The following is a 21,812-nucleotide window of genomic DNA, read 5'->3' as shown; positions in this document are numbered from 1 at the left end:
GAACAGGCGTTGACGTTCGGATATCGGCGAGGTTGCATGACGCCTCCCTGTCGCACGAGCCGATCGGATCCGCTTCATGACCGACACGCTTCGCCCCGTCGCCGCCCCGTCCCCGCCGGAGGCGGCACCCCAGGAGCAGAAGCTCAAGCGTTCCATCGGCGTCGTCGGAGGCACCCTGCTCACGCTGTCCTGCGTGACGCCCGCCTCCTCGCTCTTCGTCGTCGTCCCCGACCTGTTCGGCAGCCTCGGCACCGCCACCGCGCTCACCATCGCCGTCGGCTCGCTGATCTGTATCGGCGTCGCCTTCCTCTACTCGGAGCTGGGCACCCTCATCCCCAGCGCGGGCGGCGAGTACGCCATGGTGTCGACGCTGGCCGGGCGCCTGGCGGGCTGGCTGGTCTTCGTCCTGTCCCTGCTGGTCGTCTTCATCGTGCCGCCGGTGATCGCGATGGGCACGGCCGACTACCTGGAGCCGCTGATCCACCTCGACCCGGCGATGGCGGGCGCGGGCGTGATGCTGCTGTCCACCCTCGCGGGCCTGCTCGACCTGCGCGCCAACGCGTGGATCACCGGCATCTTCCTCGTCCTTGAGGTCATCGCGGCGGCCCTCGTCGCGGTCCTCGGCTTCGCGCACGCCGAACGCGGTGTCGGCTCGCTCGGCTCGATGCAGGTCGCGGGCGCGAACGGACACACGGACGCGGTCACGGGCATGCTCGTGGTCTCCGGCCTCGCCATCGCCCTCTTCGTCACCCAGGGCTTCTCCACCGCCGTCTACCTCTCCGAGGAACTGGAGAACCCGCGCAAGTCCGTGGCCCGCACGGTCCTCGCCACGCTCGCCATCTCCACCGTCGTCATCCTCGTCCCGGTCGTCGCGATCACGATGGGCGCGAAGGACCTCTCGGCGCTCACCTCGGGCGACATCAGCACCATGGTCGTGGCCTGGTCGAACTCGGCGGTCGGCGCGTTCGTCTCGCTCTGCGTCGCGCTCGCCATCATCAACGCGGGCATCGTCATGGTCATCCAGAACTCCCGCGTCCTGTTCGCCTCGGCCCGCGACAAGGCCTGGCCGGGACCGGTCAACAACGCGCTGTCCCGGCTCGGCCGCTTCGGCTCGCCGTGGGTCGCGACACTGGCCGTCGGCGTCCCCGGCGCGGCCCTCTGCTTCGTCAACCTCGACACCCTGTACGGCGTGACGGGCGTCTCCGTCACCGGCATGTACCTGCTGGTCGCGGTGGCCGCCCTGTTCGCCCGCCGCGGCGCCCACAAGGACAGGACGGCCTGGCGGATGCCCCTGTGGCCGGGGATCCCCGTGGTCCTGATCGCGCTGATGATCTACATCCTGATCGAACAGGAGGTCACGTACCTGCTGTGGACGGGCGGCATCATGGCGGTGGCGACGCTGTACTGGGCCTTCTACCTCAGGCCGAGGCAGGAGACGCGGTGGTTGGTGTCGGTGCCGACCGATTGATTCGACTCGATCCCCGGGGCCGTCACCACAACTGACCGGTCTCCACCGGGAGGCCGGTAGCCAACGACGAGTTGCCGGCAACACCCACCGCCAGGGCAAGCGCTCCGTCGCGCGCGGTGGCCCCCTTGCCCGCCGCAGGGGCCGCGCCCTCGTCGGAGCCGTCGCCCAGGGGTCCGAAAAGCTCCTTCAGCATGCGGAGGTCACCGCCGCCGTGGGAGCCCGCCGACCACTCGTACGGGATCTCCCGCGGCGCCTCCCACAGCGGGCGCAGCAGGATCGACGTGCGGCCGGGGCGGTCCATGACCACTCCGCCGTGCGACGCACCCGCCCCGCCGGAGGCAACCCGTGGCGGCTGCCACGTGTTCTCCTCGACCTCCAGCTCCAGGCGTCCGGCCGTGCCGTTGAACATCACCCGGTAGCCCTCCCAGGGGGAGTAGGCCGTCAGGTGGTACGTCATCGTGGCCCCGGAGTCGTAGCGGACCAGGACCGACAGGTCGTCCTCGACGTCGATCGCGTCGCCGAAGACGTTGCGGTCGCGGACGTAGTCGGAGTCGCCCGCCGCTTCCGCCTCCACGTAAAGGGACTTGAGGTGCGGGTCGTCGGCGAGGTGGATGGCGTACGGGTCGTCGGTGGCCTCGGACGAGCCGTGCGCGCGGACGTAGTCGCGGCGGAGGCCGGTTCGTTCGCCGTTGTCGCGGCCGTAGAAGACGAGGCCGCCCTCCGCGTACACGCGTGAAGGGGCCGCGCCCAGCCACCAGTTGACCAGGTCGAAGTGGTGGCCCGACTTGTGGACGAGGAGGCCGCCGCTGTGCTGCTTCTCGCGGTGCCAGCGGCGGAAGTAGTCGGCGCCGTGGCGGACGTCGAGGAGCCATTCGAAGTGGACCGAGCGGATTTCGCCGATCGCGCCGTCGTGGAGGAGCTGCCAGACCTTCTCGTGGGCCGGGTTGTAGCGGTAGTTGAAGCCGACGGAGAGCTCGCCGCCGGTGCGGTCCACCGTTTCGAGGATCGAGCGGCACTTCTCCGCGTCCGTCGTCATCGGCTTTTCCGTGACGACGCGGCAGCCCGCTTCGAGTGCCGTGTTGATGTACGTGTGGTGGGTCGCGTCGACCGTGGTGACGAGGACCTCGTCGATCCGGTGCGTGCGCAGGGCCTGCGCGAAGTCGCTCGGGTCGCAGGCCGCCGCCTCCGGTGCGCCGAGCTCCGCGAGCACCCGGTTGTGGTGGGCGATACGGGTCGGGCTCGGGTCCGCGAGGAGGGCTACGTCGTAGTGGGGGCGGGCGCCCAGGGCCTTGGTGTACATCTGGGCACGGTGACCGGTACCGATGATCGCGGCGCGCTTCATGGAGGTCAGGATTCCTTTCGGGGGGCTGGGCCTGTGGAGCGGCGGACTATCAACTCGCTGTCCAGGGTGAGCTCTTCGGGTACGCGGCTCGGGTCGTCGAGGAGTCGCAGCATCAGATCGACGGCGCGTTCGCCGAGCGCGTCGAGCGGGATGCGGACCGAGGTGAGGGCGGGGGTGGCCGTGGTGGCGAGGAGGGTGTCGTCGGCGCCGACGACGCTCACGTCGTCCGGGACGCGGACCCCGCGGTCGGCGAGGCGGGAGAGTACCCCCAGTGCCATCAGGTCGTTGTGTGCGACGATCGCCGTCGCGCCCGCCGCCAGGGCCAGGTCGGCGACCTGCGCGCCCGTGTGGAACTTGGGCTCGTGCGGGCCGAACTCGGTTACCTTCAGCTCCAGTTGCTCGGCCGCGTAACGGACCGCGTGGCCGCGCTGCTCGCTCGACCAGGAGTTGCGGGCCCCCAGGATCAGGGCGAGGTGGCGGTGGCCGAGCGCGTGCAGATGCGCCACAGCCTGGCGCAGGCCGTCCTCGCTGGGCGCGACCACGGACGACACGCCGGACACGCTCCGATTCACGGCGACGCTCGGCACCTGCCGGACGACCTCGCCGAGCCGGGCACCGTCCATCCTCGGGGCGACGAGCAGCAGCCCGTCCACCTGGCGGGCCAGCGTCAGCGCCAACTCGTACTCGTCGTCGGGGTGTTCGTCGGTGTCCGCGAGGAACACGGCGTAGTCCTTGCGGCGGGCGCGGGCCTGGACGGCCTTCACGATCACCGCGAAGAACGGATTGGCGATGTCGGGCACGATGAGGCCGAGTGTCCGCGTGCGGCCCTCGGCGAGGGAGCGGGCGATGCGGCTGGGGCGGTAGCCGAGACGTTCCGCTGCCGCGAGGACCCGGGCGCGGGTGTCCGGCCGGACCTGGTGCGGGGAGGCGAAGCAGCGGCTGACGGTGGACGGGGAGACGCCGGCGTCCGCCGCGACGTCCTCAGCGCTTGCGGCTGCGCCGCTTTGCTGGTGATCGTTACGCATGGCGTGCCCCTTTAGGTGGTCGTTTTCGCGTCTGCGCCGTGGGTGGTCGGGTGCGGTTGCGTCGTGGGTCTGCGCCCCGCGGCGGAGCCGCAGATCGACACCGCCGCGCGCCCCTGAAATGCCGACCTGCGGTCGGCGATCCAGGGCGCAATTCAAGCCCCTGCGGCGTTTGAGCAGCGGGGGCCGGGGCGGAGCCCCGAGGCGTTGCGGCGGTCGACCGCCACTGCCGCCAGAGCCAGTACACCTGTCACCAAAGGCGCCAGAACGGTCAACTGCCATACGCACACTGCCGAGACCAGCACCGCCCCGCCGAGCATCGCCGACCCCCGTGGATCCCGCCGAGGCCGCGCCCAGCGACCCGTGGAGGACCAGGTGGACGCCATCCGGACCTGGTACACGACCACCGCGCCCGCCGCCCCCGCGATCACCAGAGCCAGCAGCCAGAAGAACGGCAGGTCACCCGCGGACGCGGCCAGGCGCAGGTCCGCGCCCAGGAAGCCGAGGACCGCAAGGCCCACCGCCCCCACCGCGGAGCCGCCCGGCAGCGCCGCCCGCCAGTCCGCCGCGAACCGGCGGGCCGTGCCGGGCGACGGGCCGTCCGGCACACAGCGACGTACCGCCGCGCACCCCGCCGCCATCGCCGCCGGCCACGTGACCAGCAGCAGGGAACCCGCCGCCACCAGCAGACCGATCCACAGCACCTCCGCGAAGAGCGTGAACCGCTCGCCGTACGGGGTGTCGCGCCGCGTCACCGTGCCCGTGCCGGTCATCCCGCTCATCCCTTCATTCCGGACGTCGACGCGCCCTCGATCAGCAGCCGTTGGAACGCGATGAAGAAGGCGATCACCGGGAGGAGCGAGAGGACCGACATGCCGAGCATCGCCCCGTAGTCCTGGCTGCTCGTCGAGTCGACGAACAGGCGGAGCGCCACCGGCAGCGGGTACTTCTCCGGTGACTGGAGGTAGACGAGCGGTGCGAAGAAGTCGTTCCAGGACCAGATGAAGGTGAAGATCGCCGTGGTGATGAGCGCCGGGCGCAGCAGCGGAAGGACGATGTGGCCGAAGATGCGGAAGTGGCCGCAGCCGTCGATCAGCGCCGCCTCGTCGAGGCTGCGCGGCAGGTTGCGTACGAACTGCACCATCAGGAACACGAAGAACGCGTCCGTGGCGAGGAACTTGCCGAGCAGCAGCGGGACGTAGGTGTCGACCAGGCCCACCTTCTGGAACATCGTGTACTGCGGAATGAGCAGCAGGTGCGTCGGCAGCAGGATCGTGCCGATCATCACCGCGAACATCGCCCCGCGTCCCCGGAACCGCAGCCGGGCGAAGGCGTAGGCCGCGATCGAGCACGACAGTACGTTGCCGATCACCGAACCCACGGCGAGTACAAGGGAGTTGGCGAAGAAGCGCCACGCCGGGACCTCGGCGATCCCGTCGAGCGCCGTGCCGAATCCGCTCCAACTGAGCTGGGACGGGAGGATGTTGAAGCTGGAGATGATCTCGTCGGCGGGCTTCACGGAGGCCGTGAACACCCAGACCACGGGATAGAGGAGGACCAGGAGCAGGGCGATCGCGCCCGCGTGCCAGGTCAGGGAGCGGGTCCGCAGTGTCCGAAGGGCCGCATTCGGCGTCGTCGTAGCCATCGTCACTTCTCCTCGCCCGCGTAGTGGACCCAGCGGCCCGAAGTCTTGAAGAGCACCGCGGTGATCACGCCGACGACCAGGAGCAGCACCCAGGTCAGGGCCGCCGCGTAGCCCATCCGGAAGTCGTTGAAGCCGAGTTCGTACAGGTACATCGAGTAGACGTGGGTGGAGCCCGCGGGCCCGCCGGTGCCGTTGGAGAGCACGAACGCCGAGTTGAACATCTGGAAGGCGTGCACCATCTCGAGGACCAGGTTGAAGAAGATCACCGGGGACAGCATGGGGACCGTCACCGAGAGGAAGCGGCGCCAGGGGCCCGCCCCGTCGATCTCCGCCGCCTCGAACAGCTCCTTCGGTATCTGCTGGAGCGCCGCCAGGAAGATGACCATCGGCGCGCCGAACTGCCAGACCGACAGCGCGACCAGGGACATCAGCGACCAGTCGGGGTTGGAGATCCAGCCGCCCGTGTGGATCCCGAAGGTGCCGAGGAACTGGTCGACGACGCTTCCGGTGGAGAACAGCAGCCGCCACACGATGGCCGCGCCGACGCTCGCCCCGATCAGGGACGGCATGTAGAAGGCGGCCCGGTAGAAGTTGCGGCCCTTGCGCCGGGTGTGGAGGAGCAGGGCGACACCGAGCGCGGCGATCAGCTTCAGGGGCGTCGCGACGACTACGTAGAGCAGCGTCACGCCGACGGTGTCCCGGACCTCGGGGTCGTCGAACAGGATGCGCTTGTAGTTGTCGAGGCCGATCCAGCGCGGCGAGTCGAACAGGTTGTAGTCCGTGAACGACATGTAGAGCGAGAACAGCATCGGTCCGACCGTCAGCACGGCCGCGCCGATCATCCACGGCGTGAGGAAGACGTACGCGGAGCGGTCGTTCGTGCCCCGGCGGCGGCGCTTGGCGGGGCTGGTCGAGGGGGAGTCGCCGCGGCGTGCGCGGGGTATCGCGGCGTCGGTCGTCGTCGTAGAGGCCATGAGGGCTCCGTACGTTTGCGGGGAGGGGAGGCGAAGGCGGCCGTGCGTCAGGCGAGGGTGACCTTGGACTGGTCGAAGTAGAGGTCCACGGCCTGGTCCACGGAGATGCGGTCGTAGAAGAGCTTCTCGGCGACGCGCTGCAGATAGACGTTGAGCGAGGCGCCGCCGTCGGCCGGGGGCGGCGGGGTCGACGCGAGCGTCTTCTCGACCTGCTTCTCGTACGTCTGGACCTGGCGCACCTTCGGGTCGCTGAGATCGGCGGCGCCCTCCTGGCTCGTCGTGGGCGGCATGCCGATGTTGGTGCCGAGGATCTTGCCCACGCGCCGGTCGTTGATCAGGAAGTTGATGAACTGCGCGGCCTCGCTGAGGTACGGGCTCTTCGCTGCGGCCCCCAGGAACATGCCCGGCTTGGAGTAGATGCCGGACTTGCTGGTGTCGCTCGGCACATAGCCGAGGCTGAGCTTGCTGCCGCGCATGTCGCTGCGGCCGCCGACCTGGTTGTCCCACTCCAGGTTGGAGGCGACGCGGCGGGTGGTGATGGGGTAGCCGGGCAGCGACTCCAGGACGACGTCGGGCCCGCCGAGCGCGCCCTCCTTGCGCCACTCGTTGACCTTGGTGAAGTAGCGGCGCATGTCGTCGGGGGAGAAGCCGAGTTCGCCGTTCTCCGTCCACATCTGGAGGCCCTGCTGCCGCATCCAGATCTCGACGCCCAGATAGTTCTGGCCGGGGTTGTCCATGCCGAACTGCTTGTATCTGCCGTACTTGGACACCTTCAGGGACTGCTCCATGAAGGTGTCCCAGTCCATCCGCTTCGTCGGCGGGCGGGCCCCCGCCTTGGCCCAGAACTCGGCGTCGTAGTGCAGCGCGACGCTGTTGTGGGAGAGCGGCAGGCCGACGCGGCGGTCGTTCACCAGGCCCGCCGTGCGCACCGACTCGACCACGGTCGAGGTGTCGATCTCCTTGCCGGAGCCGGCGAGGTCGTTCAGGTCGGCGAGTACGCCGTGCTCGCCGAGGGTGCGGATCCAGGCGTAGTCGACGTGCATCACGTCGGGCGGGTTGCCGCCCGCGGCGGCGGTGCTGAGCTTCGGCCAGAAGGAGTCGAAGGCGGCGAAGCTCGACTTCACCTTGATCTTGGGATGTTCTCGCTCGAAGACGGCTATGCACTTGTTGATCAGGTCGGCCCTGCCGCTGTCGCCCCAGAAGAAGTAGCGCAGTGTCACGCTGCCGCCGGCGCCGACGGACCGCGAGGGTCCGCCGCAGGCGGTGAGCGCGGCACCGAGGCCGGAGGCGAGCAGGGCGGACAGGGTGGTGCGACGGGAGGGGGCGGCACTGCCCATAGGGGGCCTCCACGAGCGGCTCGGCGGTGGGCGCTGTCGAGGGAGGACGTTTGCATGCGCTCGCAGGCCGGTCAATGGGTTGCGCAGGGATTTCCGGAACTAGAAATTCCCGCCAACTCCCTTCACCGCACGCCCTCTTGACGAACTCTGCGAGCGCTCGCAGAATGCCGGGACAACTTCAGCCCCAATTCCAGCCCCGCCGGCGTTTGAGGCGCGGGGTCCGGGGCGGAGCCCCGTGACGTGGGACCGGTCGACCGGTCGAGTCCGTGGTTCTCGGCGTCGCGGCCACGTACGACACCTGCAGTACCCCGGAGGGACTCGTACGCCCAGGGGAGGGTGGTTGCCTCGGTCCACCGGATGCGGTGGTTGTCGGTGGTGGCGCCTACCGTTGACCCATGGTTTTTCGACGGCGCGTGTGGCGCGAGCGGATACGCGGGTGGCCGCGACGGTGGGTAGCCGTCGCGGCGGCCCTTGTCGTGCTCGCGGGGGCGGGTACGTGGACGGGACTCTCGGCGGCCGCGGACTCCGGCTCCGGCGGGGCATCCGCCGTGCACCGGCAGGACCGGATGATGCCGATGGGCGGTGGGGTGCGCATCGACACCTCGTACTTCACCGCGGGTGATCCGTCCCACAAGCGCCCCGCGGTGCTGCTCACGCACGGCTTCGGCGGCAGCAAGGCCGACGTCCGCGCCGAGGCGGAGAAGCTCGCCGCCCACGGGTACGCGGTCATGACCTGGTCGTCCCGCGGCTTCGGCCGATCCGGCGGCAAGATCGGCCTGAACGATCCGAAGCACGAGGTGGCCGACGTCTCACGCATGATCGACTGGCTCGCCGAGCGCCCCGAGGTGGAGCTCGACAAGCCGGGCGACCCGCGCGTCGGCGTCACCGGGGCCTCGTACGGAGGCGCGGTCTCGCTGCTCGCGGCGGGCCACGACAAGCGGGTCGACGCGATCGCCCCGCAGATCACGTACTGGAACCTCGCGGACGCGCTGTTCCCCGACGGCGTCTTCAAGAAGCTGTGGGCGGGCGCCTTCTTCACCTCCGGTTCCGCGCCGGTGGGCACGCGCACCAGTGAGGCCGGGCTCGCCTGCGGCCGCTTCGAGGAAAAGCTGTGCGACATGTACAAGCGCGTCGCCGTCGCCGGGAAGCCGGACGCCGCGGCGCGCAAGCTCCTGGAGGAGCGCAGCCCCGTCGCCGTCGGTGACCGCATCAAGGTCCCCACGTTCATCGCCCAGGGCCAGACGGACTCACTCTTCCCCCTCGGGCAGGCCGACGAGATCGCGCGCCACGTCAAGGCGAACGGCGCGCCGGTCCAGGTCGACTGGCTGAACGGCGGGCACGACGGCGGCGACATGGAGCTCGACCGGCTGCACGCGCGCGTGACGTCCTGGTTCGACCGCTACCTGAAGGACGAGAACGTCGACACGGGCCCCGCGTTCCGCGTCACCCGCACCGGCGGCGTCGACTCCACGGACGGCGCGGCCACACTGCGCGGCGCGAGCGGCGACATGTACCCGGGCCTGCGCGGCGAGCGGCGCACGGCGGTGCCGCTGAAGACGGCCACCGAGACCTTCCAGAACCCGCCGGGCGGCGGACCGCCGTCGATCTCCTCGGTGCCGGGCCTCGGCAAGGTGTCGAACCTGTCGTCCTCGCTCGGCGTCGGCTTCTCCCTCGAGTACCCCGGCCAGTTCGCGCGCTTCGACTCGGCGCCGCTGAAGAAGTCGCTGCGCGTCACCGGCTCCCCGACGGTCACCGCGCACGTGAAGTCCTCCACCGGAACGGCCGTCCTGTTCGCGAAGGTGTACGACTCCGGGCCCGACGGGACGCGTCAGGTGCTGCCCTCGCAGCTGGTGACGCCGGTCAAGGTGACCGGCGCGGACGGCGCGGGCAAGGACGTGAAGATCACGCTCCCGGCCATCGACCACGAGGTGCAGAAGGGCCACAAGCTGCGGCTCGTGCTCTCCGCGACCGACCTCGGCTTCGCGTCGCCGAACGAGCCCGCGACGTACCAGGTCTCCGTGCACGACAGCCTGAGCGTGCCCTCCGCCCCCGACGTGAAGACGGCGCCCACCCCGCTGCCCGCATGGGTGTGGTGGCTGCCGGCCGGGGCGCTCGCCGTCGCGGCGGGGCTGCTCCTCACGGCCCGGCGGCGCACGTCGGCGCCCGCGCCCGACCCGGCGCTCGCCGAGGTCCCGCTCCAGATCGCGGACCTCAGTAAGAAGTACGCGGGCTCCACTGACCGGTACGCGGTGCGCGACCTGTCCTTCCGCGTCGAACAGGGCCAGGTCCTCGGCCTGCTCGGGCCGAACGGCGCGGGCAAGACCACGACCCTGCGCATGCTCATGGGCCTCATCCGGCCCGACCAGGGCGAGATCCGGGTCTTCGGCCACGCGATCAGGCCGGGCTCCCCGGTGCTCTCCAGGGTCGGCGCGTTCGTCGAGGGCGCCGGCTTCCTGCCGCACCTGTCCGGTCGGGAGAACCTGGAGCTGTACTGGAAGGCGACCGGCCGCCCGGCCGCGGACGCGCACCTCGACGAGGCCCTGGAGATCGCAGGCCTCGGCGACGCCCTCGCCCGCTCCGTGCGCACGTACTCGCAGGGCATGCGCCAGCGCCTCGCGATCGCCCAGGCCATGCTCGGCCTCCCGGACCTGCTCATCCTCGACGAGCCGACGAACGGGCTCGACCCGCCGCAGATCCGCGAGATGCGCGAGGTGATGATCCGCTACGCGCGCGCAGGACGCACGGTCATCGTCTCCAGCCACCTCCTCGCCGAGGTCGAGCAGACCTGCACGCACCTCGTGGTGATGGACCGCGGCCGGCTCGTCCAGGCGGGCCCCGTCGCGGACATCGTCGGCTCCGGCGACACGCTGCTCGTCGGCGTCGCGGGCGAGGTCTCCGACGCGCTCGTGGAGAAGGTCGGCGGCCTCGCGGGCGTGGAATCGGTGGTGCGGGTCGACGACGGCCTGCTGGTCCGCCTCACCCCGGACCCCGGCCTCGAACCGGACCCGACCACCGGGTCCGACCCGGCCGCCCGGCTGGTCGCGGAACTGGTGCGGCTCGACGTACCGGTGCGCTCCCTCGGCCCGCACCGGCGCCTCGAGGACGCGTTCCTGACCCTGATCGGAGGGGCATCGGCATGACGACGACCGGAGTCGAGACCGGGGCGCGCGACGTGCCCGAACTTGCCCACGGCTACCGGCCGGGGCGCACGCTCCCGCTGCGCGTGGAGCTCGTCCGCCAGGTGAAGCGGCGGCGCACGCTGGTGATGGGCGCGGTCCTGGCACTGCTCCCGTTCGTGCTCGTCGCCGCGTTCGCGATCGGCGGGGAGCCGGGCGGCGGCGGAGGCGACGGCGGCCAGCGCGTGAACCTGATGGACACGGCCACCGCGTCCGCGGCGAACTTCGCGGCGGTCAGCCTGTTCGTGTCCGCCGGGTTCCTGCTGGTCGTCCCGGTGGCCCTGTTCTTCGGCGACACCGTCGCGTCCGAGGCGAGCTGGTCGAGCCTGCGCTATCTGCTGGCCGCTCCGGTGCCGCGGGCCCGCCTGCTGTGGTCCAAGCTGGCCGTCGCGTTCGGGCTCAGCCTCGCCGCGATGCTGCTGCTCCCGCTGGTCGCGCTCGGCGTCGGCGCGGTGGCGTACGGCTGGGGACCGCTGGACATCCCGACCGGCGGCGCGCTGCCGGCGGGCACGGCGGTGCAGCGCCTGCTGGCCGTGGTCGCGTTCATCTTCGTGTCCCAACTGGTCACGGCGGGGCTCGCGTTCTGGCTGTCGACCAAGACGGACAACCCGCTGGGCGCGGTCGGCGGCGCGGTCTTCCTGACCATCGTCGGCAACGTCCTGGACGCGGTTACCGCGCTCGGCGACTGGCGCGACTTCCTGCCCGCGCACTGGCAGTTCGCCTGGGCGGACGCGATCCAGGCGCAGCCCGAATGGGGCGGGATGATCCAGGGGGCGTCGGTTTCGGTGGCGTACGCGGTGGTGCTGTTCGCGCTGGCGTTCCGGGGGTTCGCGCGTAAGGACGTGGTGTCCTAAGAGGGGAACTGTGACGTAGGACTACGACCGCGTCGTAGTCCTACGTCACAGAACCTTCCCGGCCCCACTCAGCGGATCTGCCGCCCCGAGATCGCTCGTGCGATCACGAGGCGCTGGATCTCGCTCGTGCCCTCGAAGATCGTGTAGATCTTCGCGTCCCGGTACATCCGCTCCACCGGGTGTTCCCGGCTGTATCCGGCCCCGCCGAGGACCTGGATGGCCTTTTCGCTCGCCGCGACGGCCAGTTCGCCCGCGCGCAGCTTGGACATCGAGCCCTGGCCCGCGTCGAAGACCTTGTCGTTGCGGGCCATCCAGGACGCCTGCCAGATGAGGAGGCGGCAGGCCTCGATCTCCGTGCGCAGGTCGGCGAGGGCGAACGCGATCGCCTGGTTCTCGATGATGGGGCGGCCGAACGCCTCGCGCTCGCCCGCGTAGTCGAGCGCGTACTCGTACGCGGCGCGCGCGATGCCGAGCGCCTGCGCGCCCACCGTCGGCCGGCTGACCTCGAAGGTGGACATCGCGGCCTGGCCACGGGAGCGCGACGTCCCCTCGCGGGCCCGAGCGAGGCGCGCGTCCAGCCGGTCGCGACCGCCGAGCAGGCAGTGGCCGGGGACGCGGACGTCGTCGAGGAAGACGTCGGCCGTGTGGGAGGCACGCAGGCCCAACTTCTTTATCTTCTTGGCGCCTTCGAGGCCCGGCGTGCCCGGCGGCACGATGAACGCCGCCTGTCCGCGCGAGCCGAGCTCCGGGTCGACGGAGGCGACGACGACGTGCACGTTCGCGATGCCGCCGTTGGTGATCCACGCCTTCTGGCCGGACAGGACCCACTCGTCCTTCGCCTCGTCGTAGCGGGCCCGCGTGCGCATCGCCGCGACGTCCGAACCCGCCTGCGGCTCCGAGACGCAGAACGCCGCGACCTTGGGGTCGTCCTCGTCGCCGTAGCACTGCGGCACCCACTCGGCGAGCTGGTCGGGCGTGCCGGAGGAGAAGATCCCGGCCACCGCGAGCGAGGTGCCGAAGAGGGCCATGCCGATGCCGGCGTCGCCCCAGAACAGCTCCTCGTTGGCGATCTGCAACGAGATGCCGCTCGGGTCGCCGAACATCTCGGCGAGGGACTCGAAGCCGTAGAGGCCGATCTTGGCAGCCTCCTGGATCACCGGCCAGGGCGTCTCCTCGCGCTCGTCCCATTCGGCGGCCGCGGGGCGGACGACGTCGGCGGCGAAGCCGTGCACCCAGTCCCGCAGGTCGCGCTGTTCCTCGCCCAGTTCAAGAGAGAAGGCCATGGTGGACCGAACTCCTTCCCTTCACGCCTTGGGGATGTCGAAGTAGCGGGTCAGGCCGGAGGCGAGTGCGACGTCGCCCGCGATCTTGACCTTGCGCATCATGAACATCGTGACGGGCGAGGAGTTGCCCGAGACCAGCTTGAGGAAGTCGGCGTCGCCCATGATCAGCGTGACGCGCGGCTCGGCGTCCGAGCGGCCCTCGGTGACCGTGCAGGTGCCACCCGAGATCTTGGTTTCGTAGACCGCTTCCGGGACTTCGTCCTGGCCGGTCACCTTCCAGCGGATCAGGGCTTCGAGGGACCCGGCGACGTCCGGCTTGAACTGCCGCTCCATGCGCCCGAAGACTTCCTTGAGGACGCGGGTGCGCAGCTCCTCGTCCCGCGCGATCCGGCCGATCTCCTTCGCGGACAGCCCCTTCACGATCCGCGCGAACTCCTCGGGCGTGACGCTCGCGAAGTCGAGCGCCGCGATCTCCTCGGCACCGCTCATGGGCCCACTCTCCTTCTTGCTTACGGCGACCTTACCGCTTAGTAAGTTTACTGATTGGTAAGGTTACGGCGACGTAGATAGGCTGACAAGAGTGACGGGCACATCGGGAGCGGCTCAAGGGCGTACGGCGGCGCGCAGGAAGCGCATGCCGCGCCAGATGCGCGAGCAGCAGATCATCGACGTCGGCGTGCGGGTCTTCGCCAAGCGTGGCTATCACGCGGCGTCCGTGGACGAGATCGCCGAACTCGCCGGAATCTCCAAGCCGATGGTGTATCTGTACCTGGATTCCAAGGAGGGGCTGTTCCTGGCCTGTCTGCGGCGGGAGGCCGAGCGGCTCGTCGCCGCGTTCCAGGAGGCCGCGCGCGGTGCGGGGGCCGCGCCCGAACTGCGGCTGCACGCCGGGCTCTCGGCGTTCTTCGCGTTCGTCGCCGAGCACCGCGACAGCTGGGTCGTGCTGCACCGGCAGGCCTCCGAGCTGAGCGTGGCGATCGCCGCGGCCGTGGCCGACGCGCGGCGCGCGATCATGGCCGAGGTGGCCGGGCTCATCAGGGACGGCATCTCGGACAGCGGCCGCGGCTCCCAACTCGGCGACGAGGACGCCGACTTCGTCGCGCACGCCCTCGTGGGCGCCGCCGACTCGCTCACCGACTGGATGGAGCACCATCCGGGCCAGTCCCCGGAGGGCATCACGCTGCGTCTGATGAACATGGTGTGGGTGGGGATGCGGGACGTGCTCGACGGTGAGGTCTGGGTGCCGTAGCCGCCTCAGCTGCCCCAGTCGTCTTGGCCGGTGGATCGCCGGCGGTGGTCGCGGATTCGTACGCGACCATTGAATTTTCTTTACGCGTAGGTAAGTTGACTCTCCAGTAAGTACGAGTCGGGCAGCCGCGCACACGGGAGCCGTCATGGGCGTACGTAAGGATCTGAAGCGGGCAGGCGCCCGTCGCGACCTGGCCGATCGCGTCAAGGTCGAACTGGTCAGGGGCGAGAACGGGGCCGTGCGCGAGGCGCGCGTCGCGGCGCTCGCCGAGCCGCCGAAGGACGGGTCCACGCCCGCCGACATCCCGTATCGGAACGCCGAGGACGCGCCGAACGCCGTCGTCGTACGGCGCAAGGAGGCGGGGGAGTGGCGGCCGGTCACCGCCGCCGCGTTCGCCCGTGAAGTCACCGCCACCGCCAAGGGGTTGATCGCGGCGGGGCTCGAACCGGGCGGCCGCGTCGCCCTGATGTCGCGCACCCGCTACGAGTGGCAGGTGCTGGACTTCGCGATCTGGGCCGCCGGCGGGCAGACCGTGCCCGTCTACGCGACGTCCTCGCCCGGGCAGATCGAGTGGATCGTGCGGGACTCCGGCGCGACGATGCTGATCGTCGAGACGCCGGAGAACGCTGTCGCGGCCGGCGAGGCCGTCGCCGACATGCCCGAGGCCGACCGCCCCGGCATCCGGCAAATTGATGCAGGTGCCGTGCTCGAACTCGCCGCCCTGGGCGCCGACGTGGCCGACGAGGAGGTCGTCAAGCGCCGCGCCGCGCTCACCCCCGACACCATCGCGACCGTCTGCTACACCTCCGGCACCACCGGCCGGCCCAAGGGCTGCGTCCTCACGCACGGCAACCTGTACGCCGAGGCCGCGAACACCGTCGAGCTGCTCCACCCGATCTTCAAGGCGATCACCGGACAGTCCGCGTCGACCTTGTTGTTCCTGCCGCTCGCGCACATCCTGGGGCGGACGATCCAGGTGGCGTGCATGCTCGCCCGGATCGAGCTCGGGCACTGCCCGAGCATCAAGCCCGACGAGCTGCGGCCCGAACTGCGCTCGTTCCGGCCGACGTTCGTGGTCGGCGTGCCGTATCTCTTCGAGAAGATCCACGACACCGGGCGCGCGACGGCGGAGAAGCTCGGGCGCGGCTCGTCCTTCGACCGCGCCGACCGGATCGCGGTGCGCTACGCCGAGGCGCATCTGGAGCGGTTCCTCAACGGGGGCAAGGGTCCCGGGCCCGGTCTGACCCTCGCCGCCGGGCTCTACGACCTGCTCGTCTACCGGCGCGTGCGCAAGGAACTCGGCGGCCGGCTCCGGTACGCGATCAGCGGCGGCTCGCCGCTGGACCGCAATCTGAACCTGTTCTTCTACGCCGCCGGGGTCATGATCTACGAGGGCTACGGCCTCACCGAGACCACGGCCGCCGCCACGATCACCCCGCCGCTGCGGCCCCGCCCCGGCACCGTGGGCCTGCCCGTGCCCGGCAGCGCCGTCCGGATCGCGGACGACGGCGAGGTGCTCATCAAGGGCGGCATCGTCTTCGGCGCGTACTGGAACAACCAGGCCGCGACCGATCAAGTCCTGGACGGGGACGGGTGGTTCGCGACCGGCGACCTCGGAGAGCTGGACGACGACGGCTACCTGAGCATCACCGGGCGCAAGAAGGACATCCTCGTCACCAGCGGTGGCAAGAACGTCTCGCCCGCCGTCCTTGAGGACCGGCTGCGCAGCCGCTCGCCCGTCGGCCAGTGCATCGTCGTCGGCGACAACCGCTCCTACGTCGGCGCCGTGATCACCCTGGAGCCGGAGTCCGTCGCGCACTGGCTGGGTGTCCGCAAGATGCCCGCCGACACCCCGATGTCCGAGGTGATCGGCGACCCCCGGATCGTCGCGGACGTCCAGAAGGCCGTCGACTACGCCAACGAGGCCGTCTCGCGCGCCGAGTCGATCCGTAAGTTCACGCTGGTGGAGGGCGAGTTCAGTGAGGAGAACGGGCTCCTCACGCCCTCTCTGAAGATCAAGCGGACCGCCGTCATGGCCGCGTACGAGCGCGAGATCGGGGAGCTCTACGGTGACTGAGGCCGCGACCACGGTGTAACTCCACGCCCTCCCTGAATTCCGGCATTTTTGACCTATTGCCGCATAACGTGAGCGGCGCGGGGCGGCGACGCCGTCCGGGCCGCGCGGGGCGCGTGCGTCGTGGGGTGTGGGGTGCTCGCCGTGCTCGCCTTCGGCGGGCTGACCCGGTGCCGGTCGGGCGATGCGCTGGGGCTGAGCCTCTTCGGCCGCTACCGCGGCACCGTGCGGCGCACCGGTCTGCGCTGGGTCAGCCCGCTCGTGCTGCGCCGCCGGATCGACGTACGGCTGCGGCACTGGCGCAGCGAGCCGCTGCCCGCGGTCGACGCGGACGGGATGGCGCTGCGCGTCGAGGTCCTGGTGGTGTGGCGGGTGCGGGACACCGCGCGGGCGCTGTTCGCGGTGCAGGACCACGACGCGTATCTGCGCGGACAGATCGAGGTGGCGCTCGCCCGGGTGTTCTCGCGGCTGCCGCCCGGGGCCTTTCACGAATCCGCGCCGACCCTGCGCGACCCCGAGGCCGTCGGTGCCGAGCTGGCCCAGGCGCTGTCCGAGGAGTGCGCGGCGATCGGCGTCGAGGTGCTCGCGGTGCGCCCGACGCGCATCGAGTACGCGCCGGAGATCGCCGACGCGATGCACCGGCGCCGGATCGCGGCGCTCGACGCGCGGCAGCGGGCGGGCGTGCTGACCAGCGTCGTCGACTCGGTGGAGGACACACTCGAACGGCTGGCGGGGCGCGGCCTCGTGGAGCTCGATGAGTACGAACGCAACGCGCTGGTACGGGACTTGACGGTGGCGTTCGCGCGCGGGGACTCGGGTACGTGACTGTGGGGATGTGGCTGTCGGGACGTGACGGTCGGGGCGTGGCTGTCGGGACGTGACTGTGGGGGCTCCGGCGCGGAGCCCCCACGGTGAACTGACCGATCAACGCTCGGTGTTGACGTTGTACAGCTTGCGCGACCAGACGTAGCCGACGACGGTGATCGCGGCGCACCAGGCGAGCGAGATCCACCCGTCGTTCCCGATCGCGGAACCGGTGAGCAGCCCGCGCAGCGTCTCGATCATCGGCGTGAACGGCTGGTTCTCGGCGAACCAGCGCAGGCCCGGCGCCATCGACTCGGCCGGCACGAACGCGGAGCCGAGGAACGGCAGGAACTGGATGAGCAGCGGCTTGTTGCTCGCCGACTCGACCGTCTTGGACTTGAGGCCGAGCGCCGCCGCGAGCCAGGTGATCGCGAACGTGATCGCGACGAGCAGCCCCGCGGCGGCCAGCCACTCGACCGGGTTCGCGTTCGGCCGGAAGCCGAGTGCGATGGCCACGGCCACGACCAGCACCAGGCTCACCGTCGTCGTGAGGACGCTGCCGATGACATGGCCCGTCATGAACGACGAGCGCGTGATGTTCATGGTGCGGAAGCGGTTGATGATGCCCTCGGTCATGTCCTGGCAGACCGCGATCGAGGTCGACATGGCCCCGGAGGCGACCCCCATGACCACGATCCCGGGCGTCAGATACTCCAGATACGCGTCCCGCCCCGCGCCCCCCGACATCGAGTCCCCGAAGGCGAACACGAAGAGCACCAGCATCAGGATCGGCATCATGGACGCGCCGAGCGAGACCATGGGATAGCGCAGGGCGTGCTTGATGTTGCGCCGCGTCATCGTCATCGAGTCGTGCACGGCGTACGTGAGGGTGCTCATCGCAGGGTCTCCTTGACGTGAAGCGGGTTGGCGTCGGTGCCGTCGCCGGTCAGGGCGAGGAACACGTCGTCGAGGTCGGGGGTGTGCACGGAGAAGTCGGCGGCCTGCACACCGGTGGCGTCCAGCCGGTCGAACAGGGAGCGCAGCGCGGCGAGGTCGCCGTCGCCCGCGATCCGCAGCGCGAGCTCCTGGTCGTCACGGGCCGAACCGGGGAAGGCCTCGGCTGCCCGCTCGTACTCGGCCCAGTCGTTGAACCGCAGCCGTACGTGGCTGCCGGGGATCTGCGCCTTGAGCTCGTCGGCGGTGCCCTCGGCGACGATCCGGCCACCGTCGAGCACGGCGATCCGGTCGGCCAACTGGTCGGCCTCTTCGAGGTATTGCGTGGTCAGGAAGACGGTGACACCGCCGGCGACCAGGTTCCGCACGGTCTCCCACATGGTGCGGCGGCTGCGCGGGTCGAGCCCGGTCGTCGGCTCGTCGAGGAAGATGATCTGCGGGTCGCCGACGAGCGTCATGGCGAGGTCGAGGCGGCGCCGCATGCCACCGGAGAAGGTGGCCGCGCGGTTGCCCGCGACATCCGCGATGCCGAAGCGCTCGAGCAGCTCCTTCGCCCGTTTCCTGCCCTCGCGCTTGCCGAGCCGCAGCAGGTCGGCCATGAGGAGCAGGTTCTCCTCTGCGGTGAGCATGTTGTCGAGCGCGGCGAACTGCCCGGTGACCCCGATCGCGGCGCGGACGCCGTCCGGCGCTCCGGCGACGTCGTGCCCGGCCACCTGCGCCTGGCCGCCGTCCGCGTCGACGAGCGTGGACAGGATCCGCACGGTCGTCGTCTTCCCGGCCCCGTTGGGCCCGAGCAGGGCGAAGACCGAACCGGCGGGGATGCTCAGGTCGATGCCGTCGAGCACGGTCTTGTCGCCGTAGGACTTGCGCAGGCCGACGGTGGAGACGGCGAGCGGGACCCGTCCGGTCCCACTGTGGGTGGATGTGGACATGACAGATGAAGGCATGGGGCCCTCCGGTGTGAGGGTGCGGGGTGATGGGTGTCGGCGAAGGCGCCGCCGGTGAAGGTGCCGGCGCCGGTGAAGTGCCGTGGCGCGTAAGGGAGTTGTGTCCGTGTTCCGCTCAGTGCTTGGCGCGGCGGATGTCGATGTTGCCCCACTTGGTGCGGGCGCGGACCTTGACGGAGTCCTCGGACTCCGCGGGCGCCTCGGAGGCGGTGAGGGTGTTGCGGACCTGGCCGTTGTCGGCGTTCGCGTCGAGCCAGGCGGCGGTGCCCTCGCGGATGCCGACCTCGATGGCTCCGAAGCTGGTCTCCAACTGGACGGTGCCGCGGGCGACATCGGCCACGCGCAGGGCGCCGTGGGCGGTGGTGGCGGCGACCGAGCCCTCGGCGCGCCCGATCTCGATGTCGCCGTGGGCGCCGTTCACCCGCAGCTCACCGGTCACGGCGTCGATCATCGTGGTGCCGTACGAGTTCTTCAGGACGGCGTGACCGTCGATGACGCCGACCCGCAGGCTGCTGGAGCTGGTGGTGATCTCGGCCATGCCTTCGACCCGGTCCACATGGACCGAGCCGTGCGCCGTCTTGAGGTCCAGCGGCCCCGTGGTGTCGAGGCGGACATCGCCGCCCGAGGTCTTCACGCGGACCTTGCCGAGCCGGCCCTCGCCGAGCACCTGGGTCCAGGAGCCGGTCAGTTCGACGGACGAGCCGGTCGGAAGCTCGACCGTCACGTGCACGCCCCCGCTCGGGCCGATCATGCGGCGCTCCTTCGTCCGCACGGTGAGCACACCGCTCGCGAACGAGACCTCGGTCTGCTCGGCGGCCCGCACGTCCTTGTCCCGCTTCGGGTTGCTGGGCGTCACCTCGACGACGGTGTCGGGGCGCTCGCTCGCGGTGAACTGGATGGAACCGGCGCCCACATGGGCGTTGACCGAAATCGCTTCGGGGGTCTCGTAAGTAGGCATGGCTGTCCCGTCCTCCTGGCTCGTTGGGGCGTCCCCGCTGATGGGACGTGGTGCGCCGTTCTGCTGGCGGTGGTGCTGGTGGGACGGGGGCGCGGCTAGCGCACCCACCCCGTGAAGCTCTGTCCGACGGTGCGGCTCTTCTCCGTCGTACGGGGCCCGGTGCCGCCGTCGACCGCGCCGGACACCGCGCGCACCAGCCACGCGTTGACCGAGAGGCCCTCGCGGCTCGCGGCCTCCTCGGCGCGGGCCTTGAGGTGGGCGGGCAGGCGCAGGTTGACGCGGGCGGTGCCGCCCTCGTCGGTCTCGGGTACGGGCGGCGCGGCCGGAGCTTGAAGGGGCTCGGCGGGCGCTGCCAGGGTGTCGCGCGGCTGAGGTGTCACCACGAACTCGGGGTCGAGCCCCCGCAGCCGTACGTCGACCGAACCGGGCGCCAGGTCGCGGGTGATCTCGTCCATGGCGGCGGAGAGCACATTGAGCATCGTGAGCCGGGTCGCCGACTCCAGCGGAGCGGTGAGCCGCTCCGCCAGTTCGCGTGCTTCGTCCCCACCGGCTTCGGCGGCCACCGCGAGCTCGCGGTGCAGGGTGTCGACGTAGGGCGTGAGGTCCATGACGTCATAGTGGCACCACTATGGCGCCACGCGCAAGCCCTTTGGCTCAGAGTGGCACCATGTGGCATCACGTGGTGCCATGCTGCGCCACGCGGTGCCAGTGTGCGGACTGTGCGCAGGATGCAGGTGAGGTGCGTGTGGATCAAGTGACTGCCATGTGTGAACTGGGTGCATGGTGAACCGTTTTCGCCAGGGGTGCGTAGCCAACCAGTGACACGTTTATGCCGCACTTCTGAGGAACTTCATGACGCGCAGATGGGCGCTTATCAGCACGATCGCCGTATTGACCGCCGCGCTGGTCTTCGTCGGCGTCCAACTGGTGCGCGGCCAGGACTCCGGAAACGGGAAGGCCGAGGCGAAACCGGCCGCGTCGCCCAGCCCGAGCAAGGAAGCCGAATCGCTGGACGGCCTCGGATGGTGGCCGCTGCACCGGTCCGGCACCGCGAAGGTCGGTGAGCACGACGCTGTGTTCAACGGCGGCGTGACCTGGGCAGAAGGCCCCGAGGGCGGCGCCCTGCGGCTGAACGGCACCAGCGGATACGCCAGTACCAACACCAGCCTCGACACCGCGGGCAAGGACTACTCGGTCGCCGCGCGCGTGCGCCTCACCGAGCAGAACCTGAAGGGCATGCACACCGCGCTCTCGCAGGAGGGCGACAAGAACAGCGCGTTCTTCCTCCAGTACTCCGGCCAGGACCAGAATTTCGCCTTCAGTTTCCCCGGCGCACGTACCGTCGCGGAGTCGTCGGAGGAGCCCAAGGCCGACCGCTGGTACCACCTGACCGGCACGTACAGTCAGAAGGACCACCGGATGCGGATCTATGTGGACGGCAAGCTCGCTGGAACCAGGGTTGCTTCCAGCAGCGTCAAGCCCACGGGCAGCGTGATGATCGGCCGCGGCAAGTTCGGCGGAAAGGCCACCGACTACTGGAACGGTGACATCGCCGACGTGCATGTCTACGACCGCGAGTTGACATCCCGTGAGGTGAGCACGCTCTCCTCTCACGAACCGGGCTGACCGGCGCCGACGCGCCGAACATCACCGCCGCCGCGGGCCGCCGGGCGCCACACGTGCGCACGGCGGCCTTCGGCGGTGCCTGTCGGTCCGCACCCGGCG

General features: G+C 70.4%; 19 protein-coding genes. 7 read left to right on the top strand and 12 right to left on the bottom strand.

Annotation, left to right across the window (positions count from 1 at the left end):
- The first annotated feature begins 76 nt into the window (after positions 1–76).
- Positions 77–1,468: an APC family permease gene (locus OHA73_RS16980; RefSeq protein ID WP_327655459.1), complete on the top strand. Its 1,392-nt coding sequence runs from the start codon at positions 77–79 to the stop codon at positions 1,466–1,468.
- Positions 1,469–1,490: 22 nt separating this feature from the next.
- Here OHA73_RS16980 and OHA73_RS16975 read toward each other — a convergent pair whose 3' ends face one another.
- From OHA73_RS16975 to OHA73_RS16950, 6 genes are all read right to left on the bottom strand, one after another.
- A complete protein-coding gene (locus tag OHA73_RS16975; RefSeq protein WP_327655458.1) occupies positions 1,491–2,810 on the bottom strand; it encodes a Gfo/Idh/MocA family protein in 1,320 nt (439 codons plus the stop codon).
- Between the two features lie 5 nt (positions 2,811–2,815).
- The gene (locus OHA73_RS16970) at positions 2,816–3,835 is read right to left on the bottom strand and encodes a LacI family DNA-binding transcriptional regulator (protein WP_267070384.1); all 1,020 of its coding nucleotides are present in this window, start codon (positions 3,833–3,835) and stop codon (positions 2,816–2,818) included.
- A 152-nt stretch (positions 3,836–3,987) separates the two neighbouring features.
- A complete protein-coding gene (locus OHA73_RS16965; protein WP_327655457.1) occupies positions 3,988–4,605 on the bottom strand; it encodes a hypothetical protein in 618 nt (205 codons plus the stop codon).
- A 5-nt stretch (positions 4,606–4,610) separates the two neighbouring features.
- On the bottom strand, positions 4,611–5,477 hold the full coding sequence (locus OHA73_RS16960) for a carbohydrate ABC transporter permease (protein WP_266719433.1): 867 nt from the start codon (positions 5,475–5,477) through the stop codon (positions 4,611–4,613).
- 2 nt (positions 5,478–5,479) lie between these two features.
- Positions 5,480–6,451, bottom strand: coding sequence for a carbohydrate ABC transporter permease (locus tag OHA73_RS16955; protein WP_266719435.1), 972 nt, complete (start codon positions 6,449–6,451; stop codon positions 5,480–5,482).
- A gap of 47 nt (positions 6,452–6,498) precedes the next feature.
- Positions 6,499–7,788 (bottom strand): ABC transporter substrate-binding protein, encoded by a 1,290-nt coding sequence (locus OHA73_RS16950; protein ID WP_327655456.1) that lies wholly within the window; start codon positions 7,786–7,788, stop codon positions 6,499–6,501.
- A 395-nt stretch (positions 7,789–8,183) separates the two neighbouring features.
- On the opposite strand from OHA73_RS16950, the gene OHA73_RS16945 reads away from it, so the two are divergent.
- Both OHA73_RS16945 and OHA73_RS16940 read left to right on the top strand, forming a co-directional pair.
- Positions 8,184–10,928: an alpha/beta fold hydrolase gene (locus OHA73_RS16945; RefSeq protein ID WP_327655455.1), complete on the top strand. Its 2,745-nt coding sequence runs from the start codon at positions 8,184–8,186 to the stop codon at positions 10,926–10,928.
- Positions 10,925–11,818, top strand: coding sequence for an ABC transporter permease (locus tag OHA73_RS16940; protein WP_327655454.1), 894 nt, complete (start codon positions 10,925–10,927; stop codon positions 11,816–11,818). Before OHA73_RS16945 ends, OHA73_RS16940 begins: the two co-directional genes overlap by 4 nt.
- 68 nt (positions 11,819–11,886) lie before the next feature.
- On the opposite strand, the gene OHA73_RS16935 is transcribed toward OHA73_RS16940, so the two are convergent.
- Positions 11,887–13,101, bottom strand: a complete 1,215-nt coding sequence (locus OHA73_RS16935) for an acyl-CoA dehydrogenase family protein (protein WP_266719443.1) — start codon at positions 13,099–13,101, stop codon at positions 11,887–11,889.
- A gap of 21 nt (positions 13,102–13,122) precedes the next feature.
- A complete protein-coding gene (locus OHA73_RS16930) occupies positions 13,123–13,590 on the bottom strand; it encodes an SCP2 sterol-binding domain-containing protein (RefSeq protein WP_267070388.1) in 468 nt (155 codons plus the stop codon).
- Between the two features lie 145 nt (positions 13,591–13,735).
- Between OHA73_RS16930 and OHA73_RS16925 the strand changes: the two genes are divergently transcribed.
- The 3 genes from OHA73_RS16925 (at position 13,736) to OHA73_RS16915 (ending at position 17,249) form a co-directional block, all read left to right on the top strand.
- Complete coding sequence (locus tag OHA73_RS16925) at positions 13,736–14,350, top strand: TetR/AcrR family transcriptional regulator (protein ID WP_266725457.1); 615 nt, start codon at positions 13,736–13,738, stop codon at positions 14,348–14,350.
- Positions 14,351–14,495: 145 nt separating this feature from the next.
- Positions 14,496–16,427: an AMP-dependent synthetase/ligase gene (locus tag OHA73_RS16920; protein WP_327655453.1), complete on the top strand. Its 1,932-nt coding sequence runs from the start codon at positions 14,496–14,498 to the stop codon at positions 16,425–16,427.
- A 132-nt stretch (positions 16,428–16,559) separates the two neighbouring features.
- Positions 16,560–17,249, top strand: coding sequence for an SPFH domain-containing protein (locus tag OHA73_RS16915; protein WP_327655452.1), 690 nt, complete (start codon positions 16,560–16,562; stop codon positions 17,247–17,249).
- A gap of 99 nt (positions 17,250–17,348) precedes the next feature.
- Here the strand turns inward: OHA73_RS16915 and OHA73_RS16910 are convergent, their stop codons facing one another.
- The 4 genes from OHA73_RS16910 to OHA73_RS16895 all read right to left on the bottom strand — a co-directional run bounded on the left by OHA73_RS16910 (position 17,349) and on the right by OHA73_RS16895 (position 20,695).
- The gene (locus OHA73_RS16910; protein WP_266719449.1) at positions 17,349–18,125 is read right to left on the bottom strand and encodes an ABC transporter permease; all 777 of its coding nucleotides are present in this window, start codon (positions 18,123–18,125) and stop codon (positions 17,349–17,351) included.
- On the bottom strand, positions 18,122–19,114 hold the full coding sequence (locus tag OHA73_RS16905) for an ATP-binding cassette domain-containing protein (RefSeq protein WP_327655451.1): 993 nt from the start codon (positions 19,112–19,114) through the stop codon (positions 18,122–18,124). Before OHA73_RS16905 ends, OHA73_RS16910 begins: the two co-directional genes overlap by 4 nt.
- A 130-nt stretch (positions 19,115–19,244) precedes the next feature.
- A complete protein-coding gene (locus OHA73_RS16900; protein WP_327655450.1) occupies positions 19,245–20,087 on the bottom strand; it encodes a DUF4097 family beta strand repeat-containing protein in 843 nt (280 codons plus the stop codon).
- A gap of 95 nt (positions 20,088–20,182) precedes the next feature.
- Entirely contained in the window at positions 20,183–20,695 is a 513-nt protein-coding gene (locus OHA73_RS16895; protein WP_327655449.1) for a toxin-antitoxin system HicB family antitoxin, read from the bottom strand.
- Between the two features lie 244 nt (positions 20,696–20,939).
- Between OHA73_RS16895 and OHA73_RS16890 the strand changes: the two genes are divergently transcribed.
- Positions 20,940–21,713 carry a LamG domain-containing protein gene (locus OHA73_RS16890; RefSeq protein WP_327655448.1) on the top strand — a complete coding sequence of 258 codons (774 nt, stop codon included), beginning with the start codon at positions 20,940–20,942 and terminating at the stop codon, positions 21,711–21,713.
- The last annotated feature ends 99 nt before the right edge of the window (positions 21,714–21,812 follow it).

It is taken from the genome of Streptomyces sp. NBC_00483, from assembly GCF_036013745.1.
In the GTDB taxonomy this organism is placed as follows: domain Bacteria; phylum Actinomycetota; class Actinomycetes; order Streptomycetales; family Streptomycetaceae; genus Streptomyces.
Note: the sequence above shows the minus strand (reverse complement) of the source record. Positions and strands in the feature narration are given on the sequence as shown.

Bases quoted from the DNA above. Each gene is read 5' to 3' on its own strand.
- OHA73_RS16905 (WP_327655451.1), bottom strand. From the start codon at position 19,114: ATGTCCACATCCACCCACAGTGGGACCGGACGGGTCCCGCTCGCCGTC.
- OHA73_RS16920 (WP_327655453.1), top strand. From the start codon at position 14,496: ATGGGCGTACGTAAGGATCTGAAGCGGGCAGGCGCCCGTCGCGACCTG.
- OHA73_RS16925 (WP_266725457.1), top strand. From the start codon at position 13,736: ATGCCGCGCCAGATGCGCGAGCAGCAGATCATCGACGTCGGCGTGCGG.
- OHA73_RS16945 (WP_327655455.1), top strand. From the start codon at position 8,184: ATGGTTTTTCGACGGCGCGTGTGGCGCGAGCGGATACGCGGGTGGCCG.
- OHA73_RS16935 (WP_266719443.1), bottom strand. From the start codon at position 13,101: ATGGCCTTCTCTCTTGAACTGGGCGAGGAACAGCGCGACCTGCGGGAC.
- OHA73_RS16975 (WP_327655458.1), bottom strand. From the start codon at position 2,810: ATGAAGCGCGCCGCGATCATCGGTACCGGTCACCGTGCCCAGATGTAC.
- OHA73_RS16955 (WP_266719435.1), bottom strand. From the start codon at position 6,451: ATGGCCTCTACGACGACGACCGACGCCGCGATACCCCGCGCACGCCGC.
- OHA73_RS16950 (WP_327655456.1), bottom strand. From the start codon at position 7,788: ATGGGCAGTGCCGCCCCCTCCCGTCGCACCACCCTGTCCGCCCTGCTC.
- OHA73_RS16965 (WP_327655457.1), bottom strand. From the start codon at position 4,605: ATGACCGGCACGGGCACGGTGACGCGGCGCGACACCCCGTACGGCGAG.
- OHA73_RS16980 (WP_327655459.1), top strand. From the start codon at position 77: ATGACCGACACGCTTCGCCCCGTCGCCGCCCCGTCCCCGCCGGAGGCG.
- OHA73_RS16895 (WP_327655449.1), bottom strand. From the start codon at position 20,695: ATGGACCTCACGCCCTACGTCGACACCCTGCACCGCGAGCTCGCGGTG.
- OHA73_RS16970 (WP_267070384.1), bottom strand. From the start codon at position 3,835: ATGCGTAACGATCACCAGCAAAGCGGCGCAGCCGCAAGCGCTGAGGAC.
- OHA73_RS16910 (WP_266719449.1), bottom strand. From the start codon at position 18,125: ATGAGCACCCTCACGTACGCCGTGCACGACTCGATGACGATGACGCGG.
- OHA73_RS16940 (WP_327655454.1), top strand. From the start codon at position 10,925: ATGACGACGACCGGAGTCGAGACCGGGGCGCGCGACGTGCCCGAACTT.
- OHA73_RS16890 (WP_327655448.1), top strand. From the start codon at position 20,940: ATGACGCGCAGATGGGCGCTTATCAGCACGATCGCCGTATTGACCGCC.
- OHA73_RS16900 (WP_327655450.1), bottom strand. From the start codon at position 20,087: ATGCCTACTTACGAGACCCCCGAAGCGATTTCGGTCAACGCCCATGTG.
- OHA73_RS16930 (WP_267070388.1), bottom strand. From the start codon at position 13,590: ATGAGCGGTGCCGAGGAGATCGCGGCGCTCGACTTCGCGAGCGTCACG.
- OHA73_RS16960 (WP_266719433.1), bottom strand. From the start codon at position 5,477: ATGGCTACGACGACGCCGAATGCGGCCCTTCGGACACTGCGGACCCGC.